We start from the raw sequence: 22,211 nt of genomic DNA on the forward strand, positions 1-22,211 counted from the left end.
CACCTCACGGACAATCTGCGGTAGGCGCTGACGTTTTCCGCTGAATAAATAGAGATCATTGAATGGCATTTATAAAAAATATCTTTTTAACAATCCGCTCAGGACTTTTCTTCACGGGCTATACCTTAATTACGATTTTTATTAGTGTTACTGGCCTGCTATTTACCTCGTTTTTGCCATTTCATATCCGGGGTAAGTATTTTGTTCTCGGCAATGTCGCTATTATTTTTTGGCTCCGTGTTTGCTGTGGTGTTAAAACTGAAATTCGGGGATCACTGCCAAAAAGCACACCCTATGTGGCGATGGCAAAACACCAAAGTCAATGGGAGACATTTTATCTTCAGTGGTTCCTATTCCCGGTGGCAACAGTAGTAAAGCGTGAGCTATTTAAAGTGCCATTCTTTGGTTGGGCACTGATGATGTTGAATGCTATTGGTATTGATCGAAGTAATCCCAGGGCCGCCATACGCCAAACTATGGAACAAGGGCTATCTAGACTGGAAAATAATTATAGTGTACTGATATTCCCAGAAGGCACTCGAACGCCTGTCGGCGTCCGCGGTAAATACGCTCGCAGTGGTGCGAATATCGCGATTAAGGCGAATGTCCCCGTGGTGGCCATCGCACATAATGGTGGCAAATTATGGCCGGCGAAGAAGTTTCGAATCTTGCCCGGTACCGTGATTCTCGTTATCGGCGAGCCGATAGATACTCACGGGAGAGAAAGTCGAGAGCTCACCCTAGAAGTTGAGGATTGGATAGAGGCCCAATGCAGTCGTATTCAATAGAAAGGATAACGACAACTTCAGCACTCTCATGGGCCACATAATCTGGCTAATAGTTAGGCACTAGGATGGGGACTTGCAACGGAATATGCGCGACGCAAAGCTAAATAGCCACTGCGTATAAAACAAGATGCATAGATAGCTCCCCTCCGGAATACTTGTCATTTAACTTACCGCTTTTTTGTGTGAATCGCATAGGGGTCTTCCAAATTCAATCAGACCAATGATTGTAGGTGGGCGTCCAAAACTCAGCCTTTTTTGTCGACCAATGCAGCGGCCGTGTACAGCCTGTGGGCCAGTAGCAGCGCGATATTTGCCACTACTTTGATACTTCCCTGCACGGTTAGACAACTTACCTCAGCAGGCACTTGCAAGGTCACTAGAGTGCACAGTGAAGCAAGAGTTCAGTGTGCCAAGACCCTAACACCATGGCGCTGAACTGCCATTATTCACGTGTCAATCCACCCATATTTGCTAATCTGATACGTCGTCGCTGTGTGTGGACGTAATAAAATTTCTATCCTTCCTTCAATCGTTGAATAGCACTCTGAATAATATATTCACTTATTGAAATAGTATAAAAATTGACAGCGAACCGAAGTGTTACCGAAGAAATATCAATGTTCTTCCTGCGTCACAATAATTATCTCGTAATATTTAATAATGGCTATAAGGATTGTTAAATGGCCAGGAATAATAGGTGGGCTTTCCGATATCTAGGTATTTAAAGCCTGTTGGCTGAGGGTTGGACCACACTCTTACCGCAGATAAAAATGCTCTACCTGTAGTCACAACTTATTGTTAGGAATTTAACCGCGCCTCTCTGCGGTCGGAGTTAATATTGGCTCATGAGCCCGAGCTATTAGTGTCTTATTATTTTAGCCGCCGATACTATCGAACATCCTATCTAAACCGTAATAGCCTTTATAGTAAGGAGGCTATTACGGTCGATTAGGTCAAATCCATTTAAGCTTTATGTCCATCGACGCTCAGATCAAATATCTAAATTGGCAACCTTAAGAGCATTAGTTTCAATAAACTCTCGGCGCGGCTCAACGTGGTCACCCATTAACGTGGTGAATATTTGATCCGCCGCCACCGCATCTTCAATGGTGACCTTCAACATCCGACGCTCTTCGGGATCCATCGTAGTTTCCCACAGCTGGTCGGGGTTCATTTCGCCCAGGCCTTTGTAGCGCTGCACATTAAAACCGCGCTCCGCCTGCTGCATAAGCCAAGTAATAACCTCAGAGAAGTCACTAACCTCTTGAACTCGCTCACCACGCTTTATATACGCACCATCCTCCAGTAAACCTTGTAGGCTTTGCCCTAGAGATACAATCGCTTGATAGTCTGCTGACCTGAAGAAATCACGCCCAAACTGATAGTGATCGCTCACTCCATGGGAAATAATATCGATCGAAGGTAAGAATATATGCAGCTCAGGATCTTCAATAATACTCACATCATAACGATGCTGAGCGTCGCGAAGCTCAAGTTCAATCGTTACTTCAGCGAGCAGTTCTGCCCACTTAGCGACAACTGCTTTATCACCTAAGTCATCAGCACTCAGCACCGGCATATAGGTTAATTCACGCAAAACCGCCGCCGGGTAAAGACGAGCAAGGCGATTAATAATACTCTCAACACGGCGATACTGAATAATTAACTCTTCTAAGCCAGCGCCACCAATTGGAGCGGCATCTGGATTTACATAAAGACCGGCGCCGTCGAGCGCTGATTGGGTCAGGTAATTCGCTAGCGCCGGTTCATCTTTCAAATACTGATGGCTTTTGCCGCGGCCAATTTTATAGAGCGGAGGCTGGGCAATAAATATATGGCCATTCTCAATAAGCACAGGCATTTGCCTAAAGAAAAAGGTTAGTAGCAATGTGCGAATATGCGAACCATCAACATCCGCATCGGTCATTATGATAATGCTATGGTAGCGCAACTTTTCAACATTGAACTCGTCTTTACCAATACCGCAACCCAGAGCGGTTACGATAGTACCAACTTCAACCGACGAAATCATTTTGTCAAAACGCGCTTTTTCAACGTTAAGTATTTTACCTTTCAACGGTAAAATTGCTTGAGTTCGACGATCACGACCTTGCTTTGCAGAGCCACCTGCCGAATCACCTTCGACCAAGTAAATTTCGGAAAGAGCGGGATCTTTTTCCTGACAATCCGCAAGTTTACCGGGCAAACCAGCAATATCTAGAGCGCCTTTACGACGTGTCATGTCCCGCGCTTTGCGAGCCGCTTCGCGGGCGCGCGCTGCATCAAGCATTTTTTGCACAATTTGCTTCGCCTCATTGGGGCTTTCCATTAGGAAATCACCAAATTTAGCTGTCATTGCCTGCTCAACAATAGTTTTCACTTCACTTGAAACCAACTTGTCTTTGGTTTGCGAAGAGAACTTAGGATCAGGAACCTTAACGGAAACCACTGCCGTAAGACCTTCACGAGCATCATCACCTGTTGTCGATATTTTGGCTTTTTTCGCCAAGCCTTCTTTCTCAATATAGTTATTTAAATTCCGTGTTAATCCAGCCCGAAATCCCGCTAAATGGGTGCCGCCGTCTCGCTGTGGAATGTTATTGGTATAGCAATAGAGGTTCTCTTGAAACCCATCATTCCATTGCAAAGCGACCTCGACCACCACACCGTCACCCTCGGTCGTAAAATGAAAGACCTTATTAACGGGCGTTTTATTGGTGTTCAAGTACTCAACAAAAGCGCTCAATCCGCCCTCGTAGCAGAAGTTCTCTGTTTTACCATCGCGCTCATCAATCAACTCAATATTAATACCCGAGTTCAAAAATGCTAATTCACGAATACGTTTAGCCAAGTAATCAAAGTGAAATTCGATGTTATTAAACGTTTGAGGCGAGGGCTTAAAACGTATTTCTGTACCCGTGCGCTCAGTATCACCGATTATTTTCAGTGGCGCTTGAGGAACACCGTGCTTATAGATTTGCTCATGAACATTGCCGCCGCGACGTATCGTCAGTCGCAACTCTTCTGACAGCGCATTTACAACAGAAACACCCACACCGTGAAGGCCGCCAGAGACTTTGTAGGTATTATCGTCAAATTTACCGCCGGCATGGAGAACCGTCATAATAACTTCGGCGGCGGTTACACCTTCTTCATGCATCTCTGTTGGGATGCCTCGGCCATCATCCGACACAGATACCGATTCGTCAGCATGGATAACAACCTTAATCTTGCTGCAATGGCCAGCTAAGGCTTCATCTATAGAGTTATCAACGACCTCAAACACCATATGATGCAGGCCAGAGCCATCGTCTGTATCCCCAATATACATTCCTGGTCTTTTTCGAACCGCATCCAGCCCTTTCAGCACTTTAATGCTAGAGGAATCGTAAGCTCTATTTTCTGTCATCTCTATCTAACCTCTGTACCCGAATAACGGACAACTAACTTATTTTATGTTTTGCAGCAAAATACTGCCATACACCCACAACACGCCAGCAAGCTATATAGTGACATCGTTTAGCATTCTGAGACCACGCCGTGTTCCACGTGGAACCTTTTTAACGGTTTACTCAAACACCAATCATCATTGAGGTCAGACCGCCTAACCGCACTGGCAAACACCTGCACATCTAACTCGATCAATTCTTTAAACACCGCACAGCAACGGCGCTCATCTAACTCTGCTGCCAAATCATCAACCAAGAACACCGTGGGAATACCTTGATCAATCAGTACTTTCGACTGCGCCAATTTCAGCGCGCAAACTAAAGTTTTTATCTGACCCCGGGAGAGAACATCACCAGCATCAAGCCTGCCTACACGAAAGTCTATGTCTGCACGGTGAGGGCCGTTTCTTGTGAACCCGGCCCGCAAATCACCCGCTAAATTATGTTTTAAACTTTCGGCAAAACTGTACTCACTATCCTTCCAGCCTGACGTCATCGACATACTTAAAGAAGGTACGCCCAGGTTACCGACATCAACATCAACAGAAGCGAGCAGACGCTGATATATCTCCTCGAACGCTGCAGCCAATAGCTCAAAGTGAGAGCTGCGGGAATCCTGTATTAGCACCCCCATAGCCTCCAACTCTCTATCCCAAGGCGCTATAAGCCCGGGGTCTATATTACCACGTCTAAGCAAGGAATTACGCTGCTGAAGCGCTTTCCTGTAGCGAGGCCAATACTCGAAAAACCGAGAATGTTTCACGTGGAACACCCCCCAATCCAAATATTGCCGCCTTACTCCAGGACTACCCTCCAACAAAGCAAAGCTGGCTGGATTAATCACCTGAACAGGCAATACACCCGCCAACTGCCCAGCTGTAGAAAGCTTATCGCCATCCAGCTTTACCAGTACCGGCCCTTTTCTTGGCCTCCTAACACCTATAACCGCTGTCTCCAAGCCGCCACCAAGTCGCAACTCTCCACGCACGGTCAAATCATCTTTGCCGTATGAAATCACAGACTCCATTTTATGAGAACGGAACGAGCGAGTAAGCGCCAAAGTATGAATAGCTTCCAGGATACTAGTCTTACCACTGCCGTTAATCCCATGAATAAAATTGAACATGCACAGCGACTGCATATCCACATATTGTAAATTCCTGAAATTAAAGATACTGAGCTTTTCTAAACGCATAACACGCACCATTTATCGCGCAGCATTAGCTTATGATTAAGAACAAGCAAGGTATGAGGGAGGGGAGAACACATGAGAATGACACGCTCGTATTTCAGAAAAACATACCGTAAAAATAGAGCGCGCCCACAAAAACCAACATTACAAACGCATTGGCATTACAACATACTGGCAATTACTACCATCCGCCTCTTCTATTAAAGCCGAACTGTTAGCATCAGAAAGCGAAAACTTGGCAGACTCACCATTAATAGCCGACAGAACATCAAGTAAATAGCTCACGTTAAAGCCAATCTCAAGGCTCTCTCCTTGATACTCCACAGCCACTGTCTCCTCTGCTTCTTCCTGTTCAGGGTTATTCGCAACAATACGAAGCTCACCGCCGGTTAACAACATCCGAATTCCGCGATATTTTTCATTCGACAAAATCGAGGTGCGAGCGAAAGCTTGCTTAAGATCAGCTCTTGAGCCCAAAACCACCTTAGTACTATTACGAGGCAAGACGCGCTCGTAATCAGGGAACTTGCCGTCGATGAGCTTAGATGTAAAGGTAAACTCAGTGGTGACTACCCGTATATGATTGCCACCAACAATGACTTCCGCGTCCTGGTCTTCGTTCATTAATAAGCGGGCGAGTTCGACCACGCCTTTTCTTGGAACAATAACGTGCGCCACCTGATCTACTTGGATATCACCTTCGAAGGTCGCCATAGCCAACCGGTGGCCATCAGTAGCTACCACGCGCAATTGGCCCTCAGTCACTTCAAACAGCATACCATTCAAGTAATAACGCACGTCTTGCTGCGCCATGGCAAAGCTAGTTCGTTCAATAAGACGCTTTAAATCACCTTGTTTTAAAGTGAAGGATTGCCCGCCCTTGGACTGCTCAACACTGGGGAAATCATTCGCCGCTAAAGTAGAAAGCTGAAAGCGGCTACGCCCTGACTTCAGGATTAGCTTTTGCTCATCCAACTGAAAGCTAATAGTAGAACCATCGGGTAGAGCCTTGCAGATATCAACTAACTTCCGCGCTGGCACTGTAATCTCACCAGACACACTAGCCTCATCATCAAGATGAACTCGACCAATCAGCTCGACTTCCAAATCGGTGCCGGTCAGCGCCAACTCTTGGCCGTTTAGTACGAGCTGCACATTAGCCAATATCGGTAAGGTCTGTCGGCGCTCAACTACACCCGCCACAAGGTTCAAGGGCTTAATCAACGCTTCCCGCGAAATCGAAAATTTCATGCGTTCGGTTCCTGTTCTTTTAAGTAGCTGTTCAAAGGTTATGGAATACTAATAAGTCTACTTTAGTATATAAAGCCCAACTAAAACATCAGCTTGTCAGTAGTCGGATCAAATTTTGGTAATCTTCTCGTATATCACCATCACTTTCGCGCAATTCTTTTATTTTCCTGCAGCCGTGAAGCACTGTCGTATGATCCCGACCTCCAAAACCTTCACCGATCTCCGGCAAACTATGATTGGTTAGCTCCTTAGATAAGGCCATCGCAACTTGACGCGGACGCGCCACCGACCGACTACGACGTTTTGACATAAGGTCGGCGATCTTTATTTTGTAATATTCAGCCACGGTGCGTTGAATATTATCCAAGCTCACCTGCTTATCCTGCAGTGCCAATAAGTCCTTCAGCGACTCTTTAATCAGCGGAATATCAATGGGCTTGGCCATAAATCGGGAACTGGCTATTACTCGCTTTAATACACCCTCTAATTCACGCACATTCGACCGCACACGCTGCGCAATGAAAAAAGCGGCGTCAGAGGGAAGGGTAGCTTTTTCTTGCTCAGCCTTCTTTAACAGAATAGCCACCCGCGTTTCCAATTCCGGCGGCTCTACCGCAACCGTTAAACCCCAACCAAACCGCGACTTCAAACGCTCTTCTAAGCCTTTGATTTCCTTGGGGTACCTATCGCAGGTTAAAATCATTTGCTGCCCGCCTTCAAGGAGAGCATTAAACGTATGAAAGAACTCTTCCTGGGAGCGATCTTTACCAGAGAAAAATTGAATATCATCGATAAGTAGCGCATCAACAGAACGATAATAGCGCTTGAATTCGTTAATAGCATTTAGCTGAAGTGCTTTTACCATATCAGCAACAAATCGCTCGGAATGTAAATAAACCACCTTCGCATTTGGGTTTTGCTGCATTAAAGCATTACCTACCGCATGCATTAAATGGGTTTTGCCAAGCCCCACGCCCCCATAAAGAAAAAGCGGGTTATAGCCACGCCCGGGATTGCTTGCTACTTGACGCGCCGCTGCGCGTGCCAATTGATTAGATTTACCTTCAACAAAGGTATCAAAAGTATACGACTCCATTAAAGAACTCTGATGCCGTATACCCCCCTCAACCTCTACTTGACGCTGACCTGTAATAATTTGCGGAGAATACGCCGCCGACGAGGATTGAGACGATGGCTGACGGGATTGAGGGCGCGCAAAAGCATTATTATTTGACGGCGACGCTAACACCGGCTGGGTAGAGCGCACGTTGGACGCTGATGCCGCCTTACCAGCGGCGCTAGGACCATTCGCTAGGCGATCAGCAATACCTAGCTCTACTTGTACTATTTTACCCGGCGGCGATAGTTCCGATACCAACTCGACAATACGTGAATAAAACCGGTCGCCCACCCAGTCACGCACAAACCGATTCGGCGCAATCAAACGTATTAAGTCCCCGGCAAGCTCAACCCGCAGTGGCCTGATCCAAGTGTTAAATTGCTGAGAGGGCAACTCGTCTTGCAAATGCGCAATACATTTCTGCCACGTAACTTCCGGCAACACAATTCTCCACTTTTTTATAAATTTGAGCGTAAACCACCTGCCGAAAACAGAAATTGGCCAGGTGATTTTTAAATCCAATTAGCTCGCTATTCTACTCGCGAACAATGCGGTTATCCACAAAATTCAAAAACATTTCTAAGCTGAAAAAAAACGAAAATCCCTTTACTATCAATATGATAAACCACGATGTCAGGCATTGACAAAAAGTTCCAGCAAACCACTCACATGTTGATAACAACAATAAAAACCTGTGGGTAAGCTGTGCGCAAACTGTAACTTACGATTGAATCACCTATATAAAGGAAAACATGCAACTAAAGCCTACAAGTCATTGCTATTAGACCTGATGTCCACTAAAATTCGCGATCCGATTTTTCACTGTCTCTGCAATAAAGTTGGGGCAGTACCAGTAGCCAAGCTACTGGCTTATTTATGTTACGGACGAAATCATGAGTAAAAGAACATTCCAACCAAGTAATCTTAAAAAAGCCCGCAACCATGGTTTCCGTGCTCGCATGGCAACTAAAAACGGCCGCGCCTTAATTAATCGCCGTCGCGCAAAAGGTCGTACAGTTCTATCTGCTTAATAACAATTAAGCGATAAGGTATGCTGGCTTAACGGTGGATTTTCAATTTGAGAAATGTTTACGCCTGTTGAATGCCAGCGAGTACCAAGCGGTATTCGACGAGTCACGCCTGAAAGTTTCAACCGCTGAACTCCTGTTTCTGGCGCGCAAAAATAATCTCGATCGTGGTCGGCTGGGTTTAGTAATAGCGAAGAAAAACGTAAAGCTCTCTGTTCAACGCAATCGCGTAAAGCGCGTTGTAAGAGAAACGTTCCGGCTAAATCAACATAAGCTGAAAGGTATTGATGTCATTGTGTTAGCTAGGCGCGGTCTGGGCGATATCGATAACAAGCAGCTTCATGAAACCTGTAATCAGCTCTGGTACCAATTAGAAAAACGAGCTGAAAAACGCTTTCGTCAGCAAGAGGGCTAGTCAATATGCAGCGCTTGCTTATCGCCTGCATTCATTTTTACCGCCTGTTTATCAGTCCGCTGATGGCTCCGCATTGCCGTTTCTATCCCAGTTGCTCAAGCTACGCTGTAGAAGCCCTACAACAACATGGTGCTGTGCGCGGCAGCTGGCTTAGCCTAAAACGTATTTGCCGATGTCAGCCCCTTAGCGACGGCGGTTACGATCCTGTACCACCTTGCCATTGTCCTTCCACAGAAAACACACTTTCAAGGCCTTCAAGCAATGATTGATTTTCAGCGCTATCTTCTCATCGCCTCCATCGCTGCACTATCACTGATGTTATTGGTGGAATGGCAAAAATTCGAACCCGCTACTCCCGTCATTACTAGCACTAGTAGCAGCAACAACAACAGTACAACTGCAGCGCCCACCACTAGTAATGACAGCGGTGATCTGCCCGCTATTATTGGCAGCGATGAGTTTACCACTATCAAAGCAAACGCCGGTGTCAGCACTAAGTACATCACTGTTGAAACCGATGTATTGGACTTGAAAATAGACTTACATGGCGGCGATATCGTTTACGCAGGTCTACCAGACTACACCATGAGTTTAGAATCTGATGATCCCTTTGTTATTCTTGAAAAAAATGATACCCGAAACTACATAGCTCAAAGCGGATTAATCGGCAGCAATGCCACAGACACCTCAGAAGGTAGGCCGCAGTTTGCAGCACCGAATGCTAACTATGTTCTGCAGGATGGATCTGACACCCTAAATGTCGATCTACGTTATCAGTACAGCGACGCCATCACGATCATCAAACGCTTTAGCTTAAGCCGCGGCGAATATCTCATTAGCGTTGAATACTTGGTCGACAATCAAAGCGATGCACCATTCCAAGCAAGCTTTTTTGGCCAACTAAAACGCGGCGATAGCGTTGATCCAAGCGTGAATGATGAGGGCGGTATGTTTGCCATGAAGCCTTTCATTGGTGTGGCATATGCTACCAATGAAGACTTATACAACAAAACTACCTTCAGCAAGATGCAAGACAAACCTATAAAAGCCAGCGTCAATGGCGGCTGGATTGGGATAATACAGCATTATTTTGTCAGCGCTTGGGTACCACCAGTAGACAGCGTAAATGAACTAAGTACTATTGTGACCAAACAGGGTATGAACATAGCGCGTGTTACCAGCGCGGCCGTAACAATTGAACCACGCAGCCAAGGTAAAATAAGCGCCGATTTCTACACCGGCCCCAAAGATCAGTACAGCCTACAAGAAATATCACCGGGCTTAGAACTCACCGTCGATTACGGCTGGCTGTGGTGGATCGCTCAACCTCTATTTTGGTTACTGACAAAAATACATTCCGTACTAGGTAACTGGGGTTTCTCAATCATCGCGGTGACTATTCTGGTAAAGGCCGCATTTTTCCAGTTGAATCAAAAAGCCTTCACCTCTATGGCAAATATGCGCAAATTTCAGCCCAAACTAGCTGAAATCAAAGAGCGCTACACTGATGATCGTCAGAAACAATCTCAAGCCATGATGGAACTGTATAAGAAAGAGAAAATTAACCCCCTCGGTGGCTGCCTACCCATGGTCGTTCAGATGCCGGTATTTATCGCTCTTTACTGGGTATTAATGGAAAGCATCGAGTTGCGTCACGCACCGTTTATGCTATGGATACATGATTTGTCAGCGATGGACCCTTACTTTGTGCTGCCACTAATCATGGGCCTATCCATGTTCATACAGCAGCGTCTAAACCCAGCACCACCAGACCCGATGCAAGCTAAAATAATGCAGTGGATGCCAATCGTGTTTACTTTTTTCTTCCTGTTTTTCCCAGCGGGCTTAGTATTGTATTGGGTCGTAAACAACACCTTATCTATCATTCAGCAATACATTATTACTAAGCGTATTGAAAAAAGCGGCTTGCCCTCCCGCTAAGCCAAAGTGGATTACTCTACTGACACGATTGCCGCTATCGCCACGCCACCCGGAAAAGGTGGCGTTGGTATAGTCCGTATCTCTGGCCCCAAGTGTCAAGATATTGCCCGCGTAATGCTCGCTTTAGAAAAATTAACTCCCCGCTATGCCCACTACGGTAACTTTCTAGAAACTACCCCCAGCGGCACCGCAACCATAGATCAAGGTATCGCTTTATTCTTCCCCGGACCGCACTCGTTTACAGGCGAAGATGTCCTTGAACTGCAAGGTCACGGTGGCCCAGTTATACTCGACTGCTTGTTGCGCACCGTGATAAACCAAGGCGCCAGAATGGCAAGGCCGGGAGAATTTTCAGAGCGTGCATTTCTAAATAATAAAATAGATCTAGCCCAGGCAGAAGCCATAGCGGACTTGATTGACAGCGCGTCTGAACAAGCGGCAAGGCAAGCCTTACGCTCGTTAGAAGGGGTATTCAGTAAAGAAATAAATTCCCTAGTAGAAGCTATTACCATGCTGAGGATTTACGTCGAAGCCGCAATAGATTTCCCAGAAGAGGAAATCGATTTCATTAGCGAAGGTAGGGTCGCCAGCGAACTCCAAAGTATTAAGCACCACCTCGAAACCGTCTTTAACTCAGCAAAGCAGGGCAGCATACTGCGCGAGGGCATGACAGTCGTTATCGCAGGAAAGCCCAATGCGGGGAAATCTAGCTTGCTGAACGCCTTAGCTGGAAGAGAATCTGCCATTGTCACCGATATCGCGGGTACCACCAGAGATGTACTAAGAGAAAATATTTTAATCGACGGTATGCCATTACATATCATAGATACCGCCGGCTTGCGCGATAGCGAAGATCCTGTGGAACTAGAAGGCATAAAACGCGCCTGGGCAGAAATAAGCAAAGCTGATCGTATACTACTTGTCATCGACAGCAAAAATATCGAGAGCGACGAAGCAATTATTCCGCCCGAATTTAATGTATTTGTTAAACAAAAGAAAATAAGTCTGATCTACAATAAATGCGATTTAACGGGTCAAACAGCACGATTACAGGACGATGCAATAAGCCGCATTTACCTTTCAGCGAAGCACAACCAGGGCATCGATACCCTTAGAGAGCATTTAAAATCTTGCGTCGGCTACGAAGGTAGTGACACCCCCTTTATTGCCCGTCGCCGCCACATAGATGCCTTAGAGCGAGGCCGCAGCCATATTTTAAGCGGTGAGCAACAGCTCCTTACATACAACGCCGGAGAACTTTTAGCAGAAGAACTACGCTTAGCACAAAATTCTCTTGCTGAGATTACCGGCGAATTTAGCTCAGACGATCTTCTCGGACGTATTTTTTCCAGTTTCTGCATCGGAAAATAAAGCCCCCACGATGCACATCTTCAATAGCGAATAATGCGCAATAAGGACTACACTTAAAGTCGTTCCAGCGTACCAAAGGATTGCCGATGCACCGACTTACCCTAACACGCAGCCTGACTCTCTGCGCCGTTGCCTTCTCGCTTTGTCCCCCCGTCAACGCGAGCTTATGGAATCCAGACGAACTTCCCGTCGTACTCACCCCCGCTAGGCTTAAACAGAACCGCAGCGAAGTTCCTGCCAGTGTGAGCGTCATTGACCGCGTTATGATCACGGCTTCTGGCCTAAGGGATATCCCAGAACTTTTCCGTCTGATACCTGGAACCTCTGTAGGTGCTAGAGACGGGTGGAATTATGTAGTGAGCTATCACGGCACGAACTACCGGGATTCTCGTCGCATGCAAGTCCTCATCGACGGTCGGTCTGTGTATCAGTCAGGATTAGCTACCGTTGACTGGAACGATATACCCATCACTATACAAGACATCGAGCGAATCGAAGTAGTGCGCGGGCCTTCCAGCGCAAGTTACGGTGCCAACGCCTTTCTCGGTGTCATTAATATTATTACCCGCCATCCAAGCGATATAAACGAATATGAACTCAATGTTCTCCGAGGAACGGAAAGTACCGAAAACTACCGACTAAGCCACGCAAATGAATTTTTGAATGGCACGCTCCGATTTACTGTGGCCAGTAATCACGACGACGGCTTCGATATAGACAAAGACGGTAACGAGCGTTTAGACAGTAAATCGAACCAGCTCTTCAATGCCCGCTACGAAGCCCTTATTAACAATTACGCCATTAGCGTAGGTGTTGGCTATAAGTCCGGTGAAATCACAGACGACCTTGCAGACGAAGACGTAACACAACCATATGCAGAAACCGACGATTACTATCTATCAGCTACCATAGAAAAAGAACTTTCTGAAGTGCACCAATTAGCCATACAATATGATTTTTCAGCTCAGAAACAAATACGCCGCTGGAGTGCCGAATTACCACCTTCCTTAATCGGACTAGACGATAACCCCTCACCACTTGTACGCGGCGACGCGAATGAAGATTTACGCAGCGGTAGACAAGACATCGATTTTCAAGATACTTATATTTGGAGCGACGGCCTAAAAACAGTTACCGGTGTCCACCTAAGAAGATCACGGGTATCGTCAGAAACATACTATGGCAGGACACTCACAAGTAATAACTACCAGTTATTTTTTAATATTGAAAAAAATATCACGGATAAATTTACAGTCAATACCGGTGGGTCTTACGAATATGAGCAAAGCGTCGGCAAGAACTTTTCACCTCGGATTGCCGCCCACTATCATATAAATAAAAATAGTAGTTTTAGAGCTATTTACTCAAAAGCAATACGAACCCCGGATTTATTGGAAACATCCGCAAACTGGACATATACCGCACGCAATGTAACGCCCGCATCAAACGGCAAAACAGAAGGTATACTTCTGTTAACTGCAAAAGGTAATCCCAACGTCAAACCTGAAAAAATTGAATCTAAAGAAATAGGCTACTACGGAAATTTCAATAAATACCATCTTCAATGGGATGTAAAAATATTTTATGATAAGTTGAATCAGCTAATATCAAATTCAATAGCCCTCGAAAGATTCAACCCCGTTAATGGCGGCAACTTAATGCAATCAGGCATTGAAACTGAAATTGACTATAGACCAAATAGAAAATGGTTAGTCCACATTAGTTATGCTTTCATAAAAAGTAAGGCACATAGCAATAGCGGTCTGGCATTTACACCAAGTACTGAAACTAGCTTTACCCCTAAAAATTCGGGTAGCGCACTCATAAGCTATCGCACGAACGACAATATTCAAGTCTCATTCGCACAATACTATGCGCGATCAATAGGTACTTCTCAGAATAAATATTCTCGCAGTGATATACGATTATCTAAAATTATTAACTCTTCAGACAGCGAAATAGAAATATCATACTCAGGCCAATATAGACACGACGACGACAGTGAGCTGCTCAGTAGTAATATCTACAAAAAAGATCTTCGTCAATTTATTGGAATAAATTTTCGGTACTAGTATCTACGCGAGTCATGGATTAGCCTCTTGGTAAAACTACTTTACGGGCTAGTAATAACAACGTTGGTTTTAATATCAACCTTGGCCTATAGCGATGATAAAATTATCGTCGATCTCATACTGCCTGTAAAAAATAACACATTAGATGTGTTATCAAAAAAAATTACTGACAATCCATACTTTACCGTTCACTCATATATAAATACCCTGCCCGAAGATGATTCCAAAGGTGATATCTTAATCATCGTGTCCGATAAATTGCTTTCGTTATTATCAGATAATAGCTATAAGGCAAAATTCGCGCTTTATGTAAACTCTCTTACATATCGCAAGAAAGAGCCTGAGCATACAGCCGCACTATTTTCAGACCAACCTTTATTTAGGCAAGTTTCCCTAATAGAAGCTATTTTTAATGGCAAGCCAATACAGCTTGGTATAGCCTACCAAAATATAAGTTACGAAAAAATATTAGACGAACTTAGTAACACATTCCCTTCGATGAAAATAAATATTAAAAAAATTGATAATATCAATATTATTAGATCAATTAATAAAGTCATCCAGAAAAATGATGTACTGCTAAGTACAGCTGAAAAAAATATATATAATTCTGAAACTATACGGCCTATTTTACTTAGTAGTTACCGACACCAAACATTGGTTATTGGACCCACTGAAGGATTTGTCAATGCGGGGGCACTGGGAACAATATTGTCTACACCTGATCAATATATCTTAGATATTATAGAAATGGTAAATCAGTATATAGAAAATAAAACATTACCTCCTTCACAATATCCGAGCAACTTCACTGTTAAAATAAACTATAACGTTGCCGAATCTCTTGGCCTTAATCTTCCTACAGAAGAGGAATTAAGAATTCTAATCCCCAATAGGAGACTAGAATAACTATGCTAATTAAATTAGGAAGAAACACTCTATTCCGACAAATACTTATAGCCGGAGTTTCACCCGCGTTATTGGTTTTTCTTTCTCTATTTACTTATTCACTTGTTACGCGCCTTAACGATGCTGCTCTGAATCAAAAAGAAATTGCTACCAAGGTAGCAGAAAATATTGCTACTTCTAGCGAACTTGCCATTATAAGCGGCAACGAAAAAGAACTTAAATACATTATCAGGTCTGCTTTAACAGAAGATGTAATCGCTATAACTGTAGTTAACTCACTAACAAAAAAAACCATCTACCTAAAAAACAATAATACCAAATACAAATCTGTAGAAATAATAACCGTACCCATATATCAAAGTAGCATCAATATCAGTGACTCTTTTACTGGCGAAGAGAGCATTAATAAAGAATCAATTAGAGAGATAGGTCTCGTTACTCTTGAAAAATCTAAAGAACAGTTATCTAAACTACAAAGCAGAATCATAATAGTATCTAGCTCAATAGCCGCTATGTCCTTTTTCTTTTGTATTGTTCTAGCTTGGGTTATAAGCCGTCGATTATCAAAACCGCTGGCTGAAATTAATATATTTACAAAAAATATAGCGGCGGGAAATCTCGGAATTCGTCTTGATGTCGAAGGTGAAGGTGAGCTCGGTGAGCTACAAAATCATATAAATGAAATGGCCAAGAGTTTAGATACGCAGAAAAAAGAGCTCGAACATCGCTTCGCAGAACTGCAGTCAGCAAAAAAAGAAGCAGATGAAGCTAATAAAGCAAAGAGTTTATTTTTAGCAACAATGACACATGAATTAAGGACACCAATGAACGGCGCCCTGGGAATGCTGCAACTGTTATCAACGACAGACGTAAACTCAGAACAAAGTAATTATATCGACATTGCTATAAATTCAAGTGAGCATCTTCTAAATATTGTTAATGATATTCTTGATTTTTCCAAAATAGAAAAAGGAGAACTTAAGCTGGAGAAGCGCCTTTGTTCACCAGCTGCATTGTTTGATGTAATACTCAGGCCGCTTGAATATGAAGCCAATAAGAACGGCATCGACTTCAATTACAGTATTGCCCCTGAGTTAAAATCAGTAAAAGTTTACGTAGACGATGTACGTGTTCGTCAAATCATCCTAAACCTGGCTTCCAACGCTGTTAAATTCACTCACCGTGGAAAGGTCACCATTACCTTGTCGAGCGAAAAACGTGACCAAGAGCATTTATGCTTAACACTCTGTGTTAATGACACCGGCATCGGTATTGCCGCTTCGGATCAAGCTATTATTTTCGACAGTTTCAGACAAGCCGATGGATCAAATCAACGGCGCTACGGTGGCTCCGGTTTAGGTCTCGCTATTGTAAAGCGCCTATGTGAACTAATGGATGCAGATTTGACGATGAATAGTAAACTTGGCGAGGGCACACAATTTACTATCAATTTGAAATGTCAGTACGAATCACAACGAATTGAAGACCCTATCGTCACCCCTCAAAATATTCTTCTCGGTAAAAGTGTTCTTATTGTCGAAGACAACCCCGTCAACCAAATGCTAGTAGCGAACATCGTAAAGCATTGGAATATGACCGCAATCACCGCAAACAATGGCAAGGAGTGCCTAATCGAATTACAGCGCCAACCCATCGATATCGTCTTAATGGACCTACAGATGCCTGTAATGGACGGCTATGAGGCCAGCAGACAAATACGTCTACTAACAGGTTTCAAGTCTCTGCCTATTATTGCGCTCACCGCGAATAACGTCCAAGAAGACAAAGAGCGCTGCTTCTCTATTGGAATGAATGACTTTCTAAGAAAGCCTGTATCACTCAGTCTTTTAAAGGAAAAAGTCAGCTATTGGCTAAGCCAAGTAGAGTAGTTAAACGTTAGTTAAGGCTGTGGATAAATACTCTTAATATAGCCCCTTACCCACAGGCAGAATAAAAGCGCTAAGTTATCCACATTCCGTCCACCGTCCCTACCCATGATTTTGACATCTTATATGTGGATAAAAGACCCACTTATCATTAATATAAAATGATATTAATCATGCAGTTAACTAAGTTATCAACAAAATACCGTTTCTTAATAACTATATTTAATATAAGTAACTAAGATATAAAGACTATATATGTATATATACAATAAAATTAAACATACTTGATTAAAAATTCACCAATTCATTGCAGGTCTGATAGATCCACGTATAATTTCGCGTCTTCATTCAAACTCATTCTCAGGTGTTTCGTGGATTATCCGCAAAGCTACGATGTTATTGTTATCGGCGGTGGCCATGCCGGTACGGAGGCTGCGCTTGCCGCTGCACGCATGGGTTGTGCCACGCTATTACTTACCCACAATATTGAAACTCTGGGGCAAATGTCCTGTAATCCAGCTATTGGGGGCATTGGTAAGAGTCATCTAGTAAAAGAAATAGATGCTTTAGGTGGCGCCATGGCAAAAGCAACTGACCTTGGTGGTATTCAATTTAGAATATTAAATGCTCGCAAAGGGCCAGCTGTTAGAGCTACGCGCGCCCAAGCAGATCGGGTGCTTTACAAGGCAGCTATACGCACTCTCCTAGAGAACCAGGAAAATCTCGCTATTTTCCAGCAGGCTGTAGACGACCTTATTGTTGAGAATGATGAAGTTCGTGGTGTCGTTACGAATATAGGTTTGCGGTTTTACAGTAAAACTGTGGTGTTAACCGCGGGTACCTTCCTTGGCGGCAAAATTCATATCGGCTTAGACAATCACAGCGGTGGCAGAGCCGGAGACCCACCATCACTAGCCTTGGCGCAAAGGTTGCGGCAATTGCCGTTTCGGGTTGACCGACTAAAAACAGGTACACCACCTAGAATTGACGCTAAAACGGTTAATTTTGACGGCCTAGAAGCACAATGGGGAGATACTCCCAGGCCCGTAATGTCTTATTTAGGTAATAAAGGCCAACACCCACAGCAAGTTTGTTGCTGGATTACCCATACCAACGAGGAAACCCACGCTATTATTCGCGGTGGTTTAGATCGCTCTCCCATGTATACCGGCGTTATCGAGGGTATTGGTCCACGTTATTGCCCGTCTATAGAAGATAAGGTTCATCGTTTCGCCGATAAAAATTCTCATCAGATATTTATAGAGCCAGAAGGCTTAAATACCCATGAACTGTATCCAAATGGCATATCAACAAGTTTACCTTTTGATGTTCAGCTCAATCTTGTTAGATCAATAAAGGGCTTTGAAAACGCTCATATGACCCGAGCGGGCTATGCCATTGAATATGATTATTTTGAACCACGAGATTTAAAATACTCACTAGAAACTAAATTTGTTGCTGGTCTATTTTTTGCTGGCCAGATTAACGGCACTACCGGTTATGAAGAGGCGGCCGCGCAAGGCTTGTTGGCGGGGGCTAATGCGGCACTACTCGCTCAGGGACGCGATGCCTGGTGTCCTCGCAGAGATGAAGCCTATATTGGGGTACTGGTCGACGATTTAATCACCATGGGTACTCGTGAACCGTATCGCATGTTTACCTCACGAGCAGAATATCGTTTGCTATTACGCGAGGACAACGCTGATTTACGCTTAACTGAAAAAGGCCGAGAGCTCGGGCTAGTAGACGATACCCGCTGGGCAGCATTTTCTGAAAAACGCGAGAATATTGAGCGTGAACGCTCTCGCTTGGCATCTTTTTGGGTGCAGCCGGGCAGTGCAGCCGCAGGGGCACTAGACGCGAAAATAGAAAAACCGCTGAGCCATGAATACAATTTGTTAGACCTCTTAAAGCGGCCTGAATTAAAATACGCCGATATAGCCGCATTAGTGGCAAGCCCCGAAACCCCCGTTTGCGATCAGGTAACAGAGCAGATTGAAATAGGGGTTAAATACGCAGGGTATATTGATAGGCAAAAAGAAGAGATAGAGCGTTTGCGACGTTACGAGAATACCAGATTGCCGCTTGATTTCGATTATGCCGTTATCGAAGGGCTCTCGAATGAAGTTAAGCAAAAACTAGGTGACACCCGTCCAATGACTTTGGCGCAGGCATCTAGAATTGCTGGTGTTACCCCGGCGGCAGTATCCTTACTATTGATTTACTTAAAAAAACGCGGATTGTTAGATAGGAAATCAGCCTGAGTGGAAGGAATTAAAACAAGGCTGCTAACAGGAATAGCAGAACTAGGCCTGGTTGTTAGTAATCAACAGTCTGAATTATTGATTAACTACCTGATTTTATTGCAGAAATGGAATAAGGCCTATAATCTCACGGCCATTCGAGATTTAGATGCGATGGTCAGCAAGCATCTTCTTGATAGTTTAAGCATAGCGCCTTATTTGCAGGGCAACCGTTATTTAGACGTCGGCACGGGCGCGGGTTTACCGGGTATACCACTGGCGATTCTATATCCGGATAAACAATTTTCGCTATTGGACAGCAATGGCAAAAAAACCCGGTTTTTGATTGAGGCGCGCCAGCAACTCAAGCTCCTCAATGTTAGTATTCACTCTGAGCGTGCAGAGCTTTTTCAGCCAGAAGAACCCTATGATGGTGTTCTGTCACGAGCATTCGCCTCCTTGCTCGATATGGTTAACGGCTGTGAAAAGCACTTAGCTCCGGGTGGCCGCTTATATGCCATGAAGGGAGTTTTTCCTGATACCGAGTTGAGTCAGCTTCCAAAACACTTTATCGTCGAGCATTCATACTCGTTGTCGGTGCCAAATGTAGACGAAGATCGCCATTTGTTGGTGCTCGGCCGTTGCTAATTCTTTGGCTTCAAAGTAGAAATTAAAGGAAACCCCGTGGCCAAGGTATACGCAATTACCAATCAGAAAGGTGGTGTCGGTAAAACGACGACTAGCGTAAATTTGGCCGCCTCCTTGGCAGCAACTAAACGCCGTATTTTATTGGTTGATCTCGATCCACAGGGCAATGCCACAATGGGATGTGGTATCGACAAAAGTAGTCTTGAATATTCTGTCTACGATGTCTTGGTCGCTAGTAAGCCGGTCACAGAGTGCATTGTAGAGGCTACAGACTTCGGTTTTTCAATACTCCCTTCAAACCAAGACCTCACTGCCGCAGAGGTAGAGTTAATCAATGAAATCGGTCGAGAATTTCGTCTTCGAGAGGCGCTCGCCGTGGTTGCTGATCAATATGATTATATTTTGATCGACTGTCCGCCATCACTGAACATGCTGACTGTGAACGCCCTGGCGGCGTCAACCGGTGTCGTTATTCCAATGCAGTGTGAATATTATGCGCTGGAAGGCTTAAGCGCCTTAATAAATACTATTAATCGCGTCAAGCAGCTAATAAATCCAACCTTAGAAATTATGGGCATATTGCGGACAATGTACGACGGCCGCAATAGTTTAACTAACCAAGTGACCGACGAATTACGCCGCCATTTTGGTGATAAGGTTTACAGCACGGTAATACCGCGAAACGTGAGACTGGCTGAAGCACCCAGCCACGGACTGCCCATTTTATTTTATGATAAGCAATCTAAGGGCGCTTTGGCCTATTTAGCATTAGCCGGAGAGATATTACGGCGATCGGCGGCTACTGACATTAGCGCCAATACACAGGCTGAACATATTCATGGTTAAAAAAAGAGGATTGGGGCGCGGCCTCGACGCACTGCTTGGGGCTTCAGCAACACCGGTAACGATAAACCGGGAAGTAGATTTTGCTCTAATTGATAGCGCAAATAATGCTCAGCCTGATTCGGTAGCGCCAGCCATCGATGGCACCCTGCGTAATTTACCAATAGAATTTATGCAGCGTGGCCGCTATCAACCGCGCCGCGATATGCAACCAGAAGCGCTGGAAGAACTCGCTAACTCGATCCGCTCACAGGGCATAATGCAGCCGATCGTGGTACGCCCGATTGAGGGTGGTCGCTATGAAATTATTGCCGGCGAGCGTCGCTGGCGCGCATCTCAGTTGGCGGGCTTAGACTCAGTCCCGGCATTGATTCGCGACGTTGCAGATGAAGCTGCGGCAGCTATGGCGCTAATTGAAAATTTGCAGCGTGAAGACCTAAACCCAATGGAAGAAGCACTAGCCATGGTGCGTCTGCAAAAAGAATTTGAGTTAACTCACGCTGAAATAGCTCAATTAGTGGGTAAATCCCGCACCACTATCACCAACTTATTGCGTCTTACTGGGCTTCGAGAAGAAGTCCAAAAATTATTGGAAAATGGCGATATTGAAATGGGGCACGCCCGCGCCCTGCTCGGTGTGGCCCAAGAACAGCAATCTGCTGCGGCATCCATGGTCGTTAGCAAAGGCTTGTCAGTGCGACAAACTGAAGCCTTAGTGAGAAGGCTAGCGGAAGAGAGTATCAGCGATAAACCGAAAAAGCCGAACACCCTTGATCCCGATGTAAAACAATTACAGGAAACATTGTCTGAACGTTTGGGTTCGCCAGTCTCAATCCAACACAGTGCGAAAGGGCGCGGCACTCTAACAATCAAATATAGTAATCTCGATGAACTCGATGGCATTCTTAATCATATAAAATAGCTTATTTTGTGTGCGAGGTGACTATTCTCACCATGATGTAGTGTTTTTAAGAAATTCCTTATCTCGAGATACAGTTAAATTATTGATTGCTATAGGTTAAATAGATTTGGTGAATACATGATATTAATATCAT

At 44.5% G+C, this 22,211-nt stretch carries 17 protein-coding genes; 13 read left to right on the top strand and 4 right to left on the bottom strand.

Annotation, left to right across the window (positions count from 1 at the left end; genetic code table 11):
- The first annotated feature begins 62 nt into the window (after window positions 1-62).
- A complete protein-coding gene (locus ACI955_RS05605) occupies window positions 63-788 on the top strand; it encodes a lysophospholipid acyltransferase family protein (RefSeq protein ID WP_415242751.1) in 726 nt (241 codons plus the stop codon).
- Between the two features lie 991 nt (window positions 789-1,779).
- On the opposite strand, the gene gyrB is transcribed toward ACI955_RS05605, so the two are convergent.
- The 4 genes from gyrB to dnaA form a co-directional block, all read right to left on the bottom strand.
- Window positions 1,780-4,197 carry a DNA topoisomerase (ATP-hydrolyzing) subunit B gene (gene gyrB, locus ACI955_RS05610; protein WP_415242752.1) on the bottom strand — a complete coding sequence of 806 codons (2,418 nt, stop codon included), beginning with the start codon at window positions 4,195-4,197 and terminating at the stop codon, window positions 1,780-1,782.
- A 110-nt stretch (window positions 4,198-4,307) separates the two neighbouring features.
- Window positions 4,308-5,432, bottom strand: coding sequence for a DNA replication/repair protein RecF (gene recF / locus ACI955_RS05615; protein WP_415242753.1), 1,125 nt, complete (start codon window positions 5,430-5,432; stop codon window positions 4,308-4,310).
- Window positions 5,433-5,573: 141 nt separating this feature from the next.
- The gene (gene dnaN, locus ACI955_RS05620) at window positions 5,574-6,680 is read right to left on the bottom strand and encodes a DNA polymerase III subunit beta (RefSeq protein WP_415242754.1); all 1,107 of its coding nucleotides are present in this window, start codon (window positions 6,678-6,680) and stop codon (window positions 5,574-5,576) included.
- A gap of 88 nt (window positions 6,681-6,768) precedes the next feature.
- Window positions 6,769-8,241: a chromosomal replication initiator protein DnaA gene (gene dnaA, locus ACI955_RS05625; protein ID WP_415242755.1), complete on the bottom strand. Its 1,473-nt coding sequence runs from the start codon at window positions 8,239-8,241 to the stop codon at window positions 6,769-6,771.
- 452 nt (window positions 8,242-8,693) lie between these two features.
- Here dnaA and rpmH point away from each other — a divergent pair, with 452 nt between their 5' ends.
- From rpmH to ACI955_RS05685, 12 genes are all read left to right on the top strand, one after another.
- Window positions 8,694-8,831, top strand: coding sequence for a 50S ribosomal protein L34 (gene rpmH / locus ACI955_RS05630; RefSeq protein WP_368374309.1), 138 nt, complete (start codon window positions 8,694-8,696; stop codon window positions 8,829-8,831).
- Window positions 8,832-8,865: 34 nt separating this feature from the next.
- Window positions 8,866-9,243, top strand: coding sequence for a ribonuclease P protein component (gene rnpA, locus ACI955_RS05635; protein ID WP_415242756.1), 378 nt, complete (start codon window positions 8,866-8,868; stop codon window positions 9,241-9,243).
- A 5-nt stretch (window positions 9,244-9,248) separates the two neighbouring features.
- The gene (gene yidD, locus ACI955_RS05640) at window positions 9,249-9,512 is read left to right on the top strand and encodes a membrane protein insertion efficiency factor YidD (protein ID WP_415242757.1); all 264 of its coding nucleotides are present in this window, start codon (window positions 9,249-9,251) and stop codon (window positions 9,510-9,512) included.
- Window positions 9,505-11,184 carry a membrane protein insertase YidC gene (yidC, locus tag ACI955_RS05645; RefSeq protein ID WP_415242758.1) on the top strand — a complete coding sequence of 560 codons (1,680 nt, stop codon included), beginning with the start codon at window positions 9,505-9,507 and terminating at the stop codon, window positions 11,182-11,184. The genes yidD and yidC overlap by 8 nt, the downstream gene beginning before the upstream one ends.
- Before the next feature lie 6 nt (window positions 11,185-11,190).
- Window positions 11,191-12,555, top strand: a complete 1,365-nt coding sequence (mnmE, locus tag ACI955_RS05650; protein ID WP_415242759.1) for a tRNA uridine-5-carboxymethylaminomethyl(34) synthesis GTPase MnmE — start codon at window positions 11,191-11,193, stop codon at window positions 12,553-12,555.
- Between the two features lie 86 nt (window positions 12,556-12,641).
- A complete protein-coding gene (locus tag ACI955_RS05655) occupies window positions 12,642-14,627 on the top strand; it encodes a TonB-dependent receptor plug domain-containing protein (protein WP_415242760.1) in 1,986 nt (661 codons plus the stop codon).
- Between the two features lie 27 nt (window positions 14,628-14,654).
- Window positions 14,655-15,536, top strand: coding sequence for a hypothetical protein (locus tag ACI955_RS05660; RefSeq protein WP_415242761.1), 882 nt, complete (start codon window positions 14,655-14,657; stop codon window positions 15,534-15,536).
- A 2-nt stretch (window positions 15,537-15,538) separates the two neighbouring features.
- The gene (locus ACI955_RS05665; RefSeq protein ID WP_415242762.1) at window positions 15,539-17,425 is read left to right on the top strand and encodes a response regulator; all 1,887 of its coding nucleotides are present in this window, start codon (window positions 15,539-15,541) and stop codon (window positions 17,423-17,425) included.
- Between the two features lie 368 nt (window positions 17,426-17,793).
- Window positions 17,794-19,686, top strand: a complete 1,893-nt coding sequence (gene mnmG / locus ACI955_RS05670; RefSeq protein WP_415242763.1) for a tRNA uridine-5-carboxymethylaminomethyl(34) synthesis enzyme MnmG — start codon at window positions 17,794-17,796, stop codon at window positions 19,684-19,686.
- Entirely contained in the window at window positions 19,687-20,313 is a 627-nt protein-coding gene (gene rsmG, locus ACI955_RS05675; RefSeq protein WP_415242764.1) for a 16S rRNA (guanine(527)-N(7))-methyltransferase RsmG, read from the top strand.
- A gap of 36 nt (window positions 20,314-20,349) precedes the next feature.
- Window positions 20,350-21,159, top strand: a complete 810-nt coding sequence (locus tag ACI955_RS05680; RefSeq protein ID WP_415242765.1) for a ParA family protein — start codon at window positions 20,350-20,352, stop codon at window positions 21,157-21,159.
- Window positions 21,152-22,078, top strand: coding sequence for a ParB/RepB/Spo0J family partition protein (locus ACI955_RS05685; protein WP_415242766.1), 927 nt, complete (start codon window positions 21,152-21,154; stop codon window positions 22,076-22,078). The genes ACI955_RS05680 and ACI955_RS05685 overlap by 8 nt, the downstream gene beginning before the upstream one ends.
- The last annotated feature ends 133 nt before the right edge of the window (window positions 22,079-22,211 follow it).

The sequence above is a fragment of the Zhongshania sp. genome (assembly GCF_047636175.1).
GTDB lineage: Bacteria > Pseudomonadota > Gammaproteobacteria > Pseudomonadales > Spongiibacteraceae > Spongiibacter.

Coding starts and splice junctions, on each gene's coding strand:
- gyrB (WP_415242752.1), bottom strand. CDS start 4,197: ATGACAGAAAATAGAGCTTACGATTCCTCTAGCATTAAAGTGCTGAAA.
- rpmH (WP_368374309.1), top strand. CDS start 8,694: ATGAGTAAAAGAACATTCCAACCAAGTAATCTTAAAAAAGCCCGCAAC.
- ACI955_RS05655 (WP_415242760.1), top strand. CDS start 12,642: ATGCACCGACTTACCCTAACACGCAGCCTGACTCTCTGCGCCGTTGCC.
- ACI955_RS05685 (WP_415242766.1), top strand. CDS start 21,152: ATGGTTAAAAAAAGAGGATTGGGGCGCGGCCTCGACGCACTGCTTGGG.
- yidC (WP_415242758.1), top strand. CDS start 9,505: ATGATTGATTTTCAGCGCTATCTTCTCATCGCCTCCATCGCTGCACTA.
- ACI955_RS05665 (WP_415242762.1), top strand. CDS start 15,539: ATGCTAATTAAATTAGGAAGAAACACTCTATTCCGACAAATACTTATA.
- ACI955_RS05605 (WP_415242751.1), top strand. CDS start 63: ATGGCATTTATAAAAAATATCTTTTTAACAATCCGCTCAGGACTTTTC.
- recF (WP_415242753.1), bottom strand. CDS start 5,432: ATGCGTTTAGAAAAGCTCAGTATCTTTAATTTCAGGAATTTACAATAT.
- dnaN (WP_415242754.1), bottom strand. CDS start 6,680: ATGAAATTTTCGATTTCGCGGGAAGCGTTGATTAAGCCCTTGAACCTT.
- yidD (WP_415242757.1), top strand. CDS start 9,249: ATGCAGCGCTTGCTTATCGCCTGCATTCATTTTTACCGCCTGTTTATC.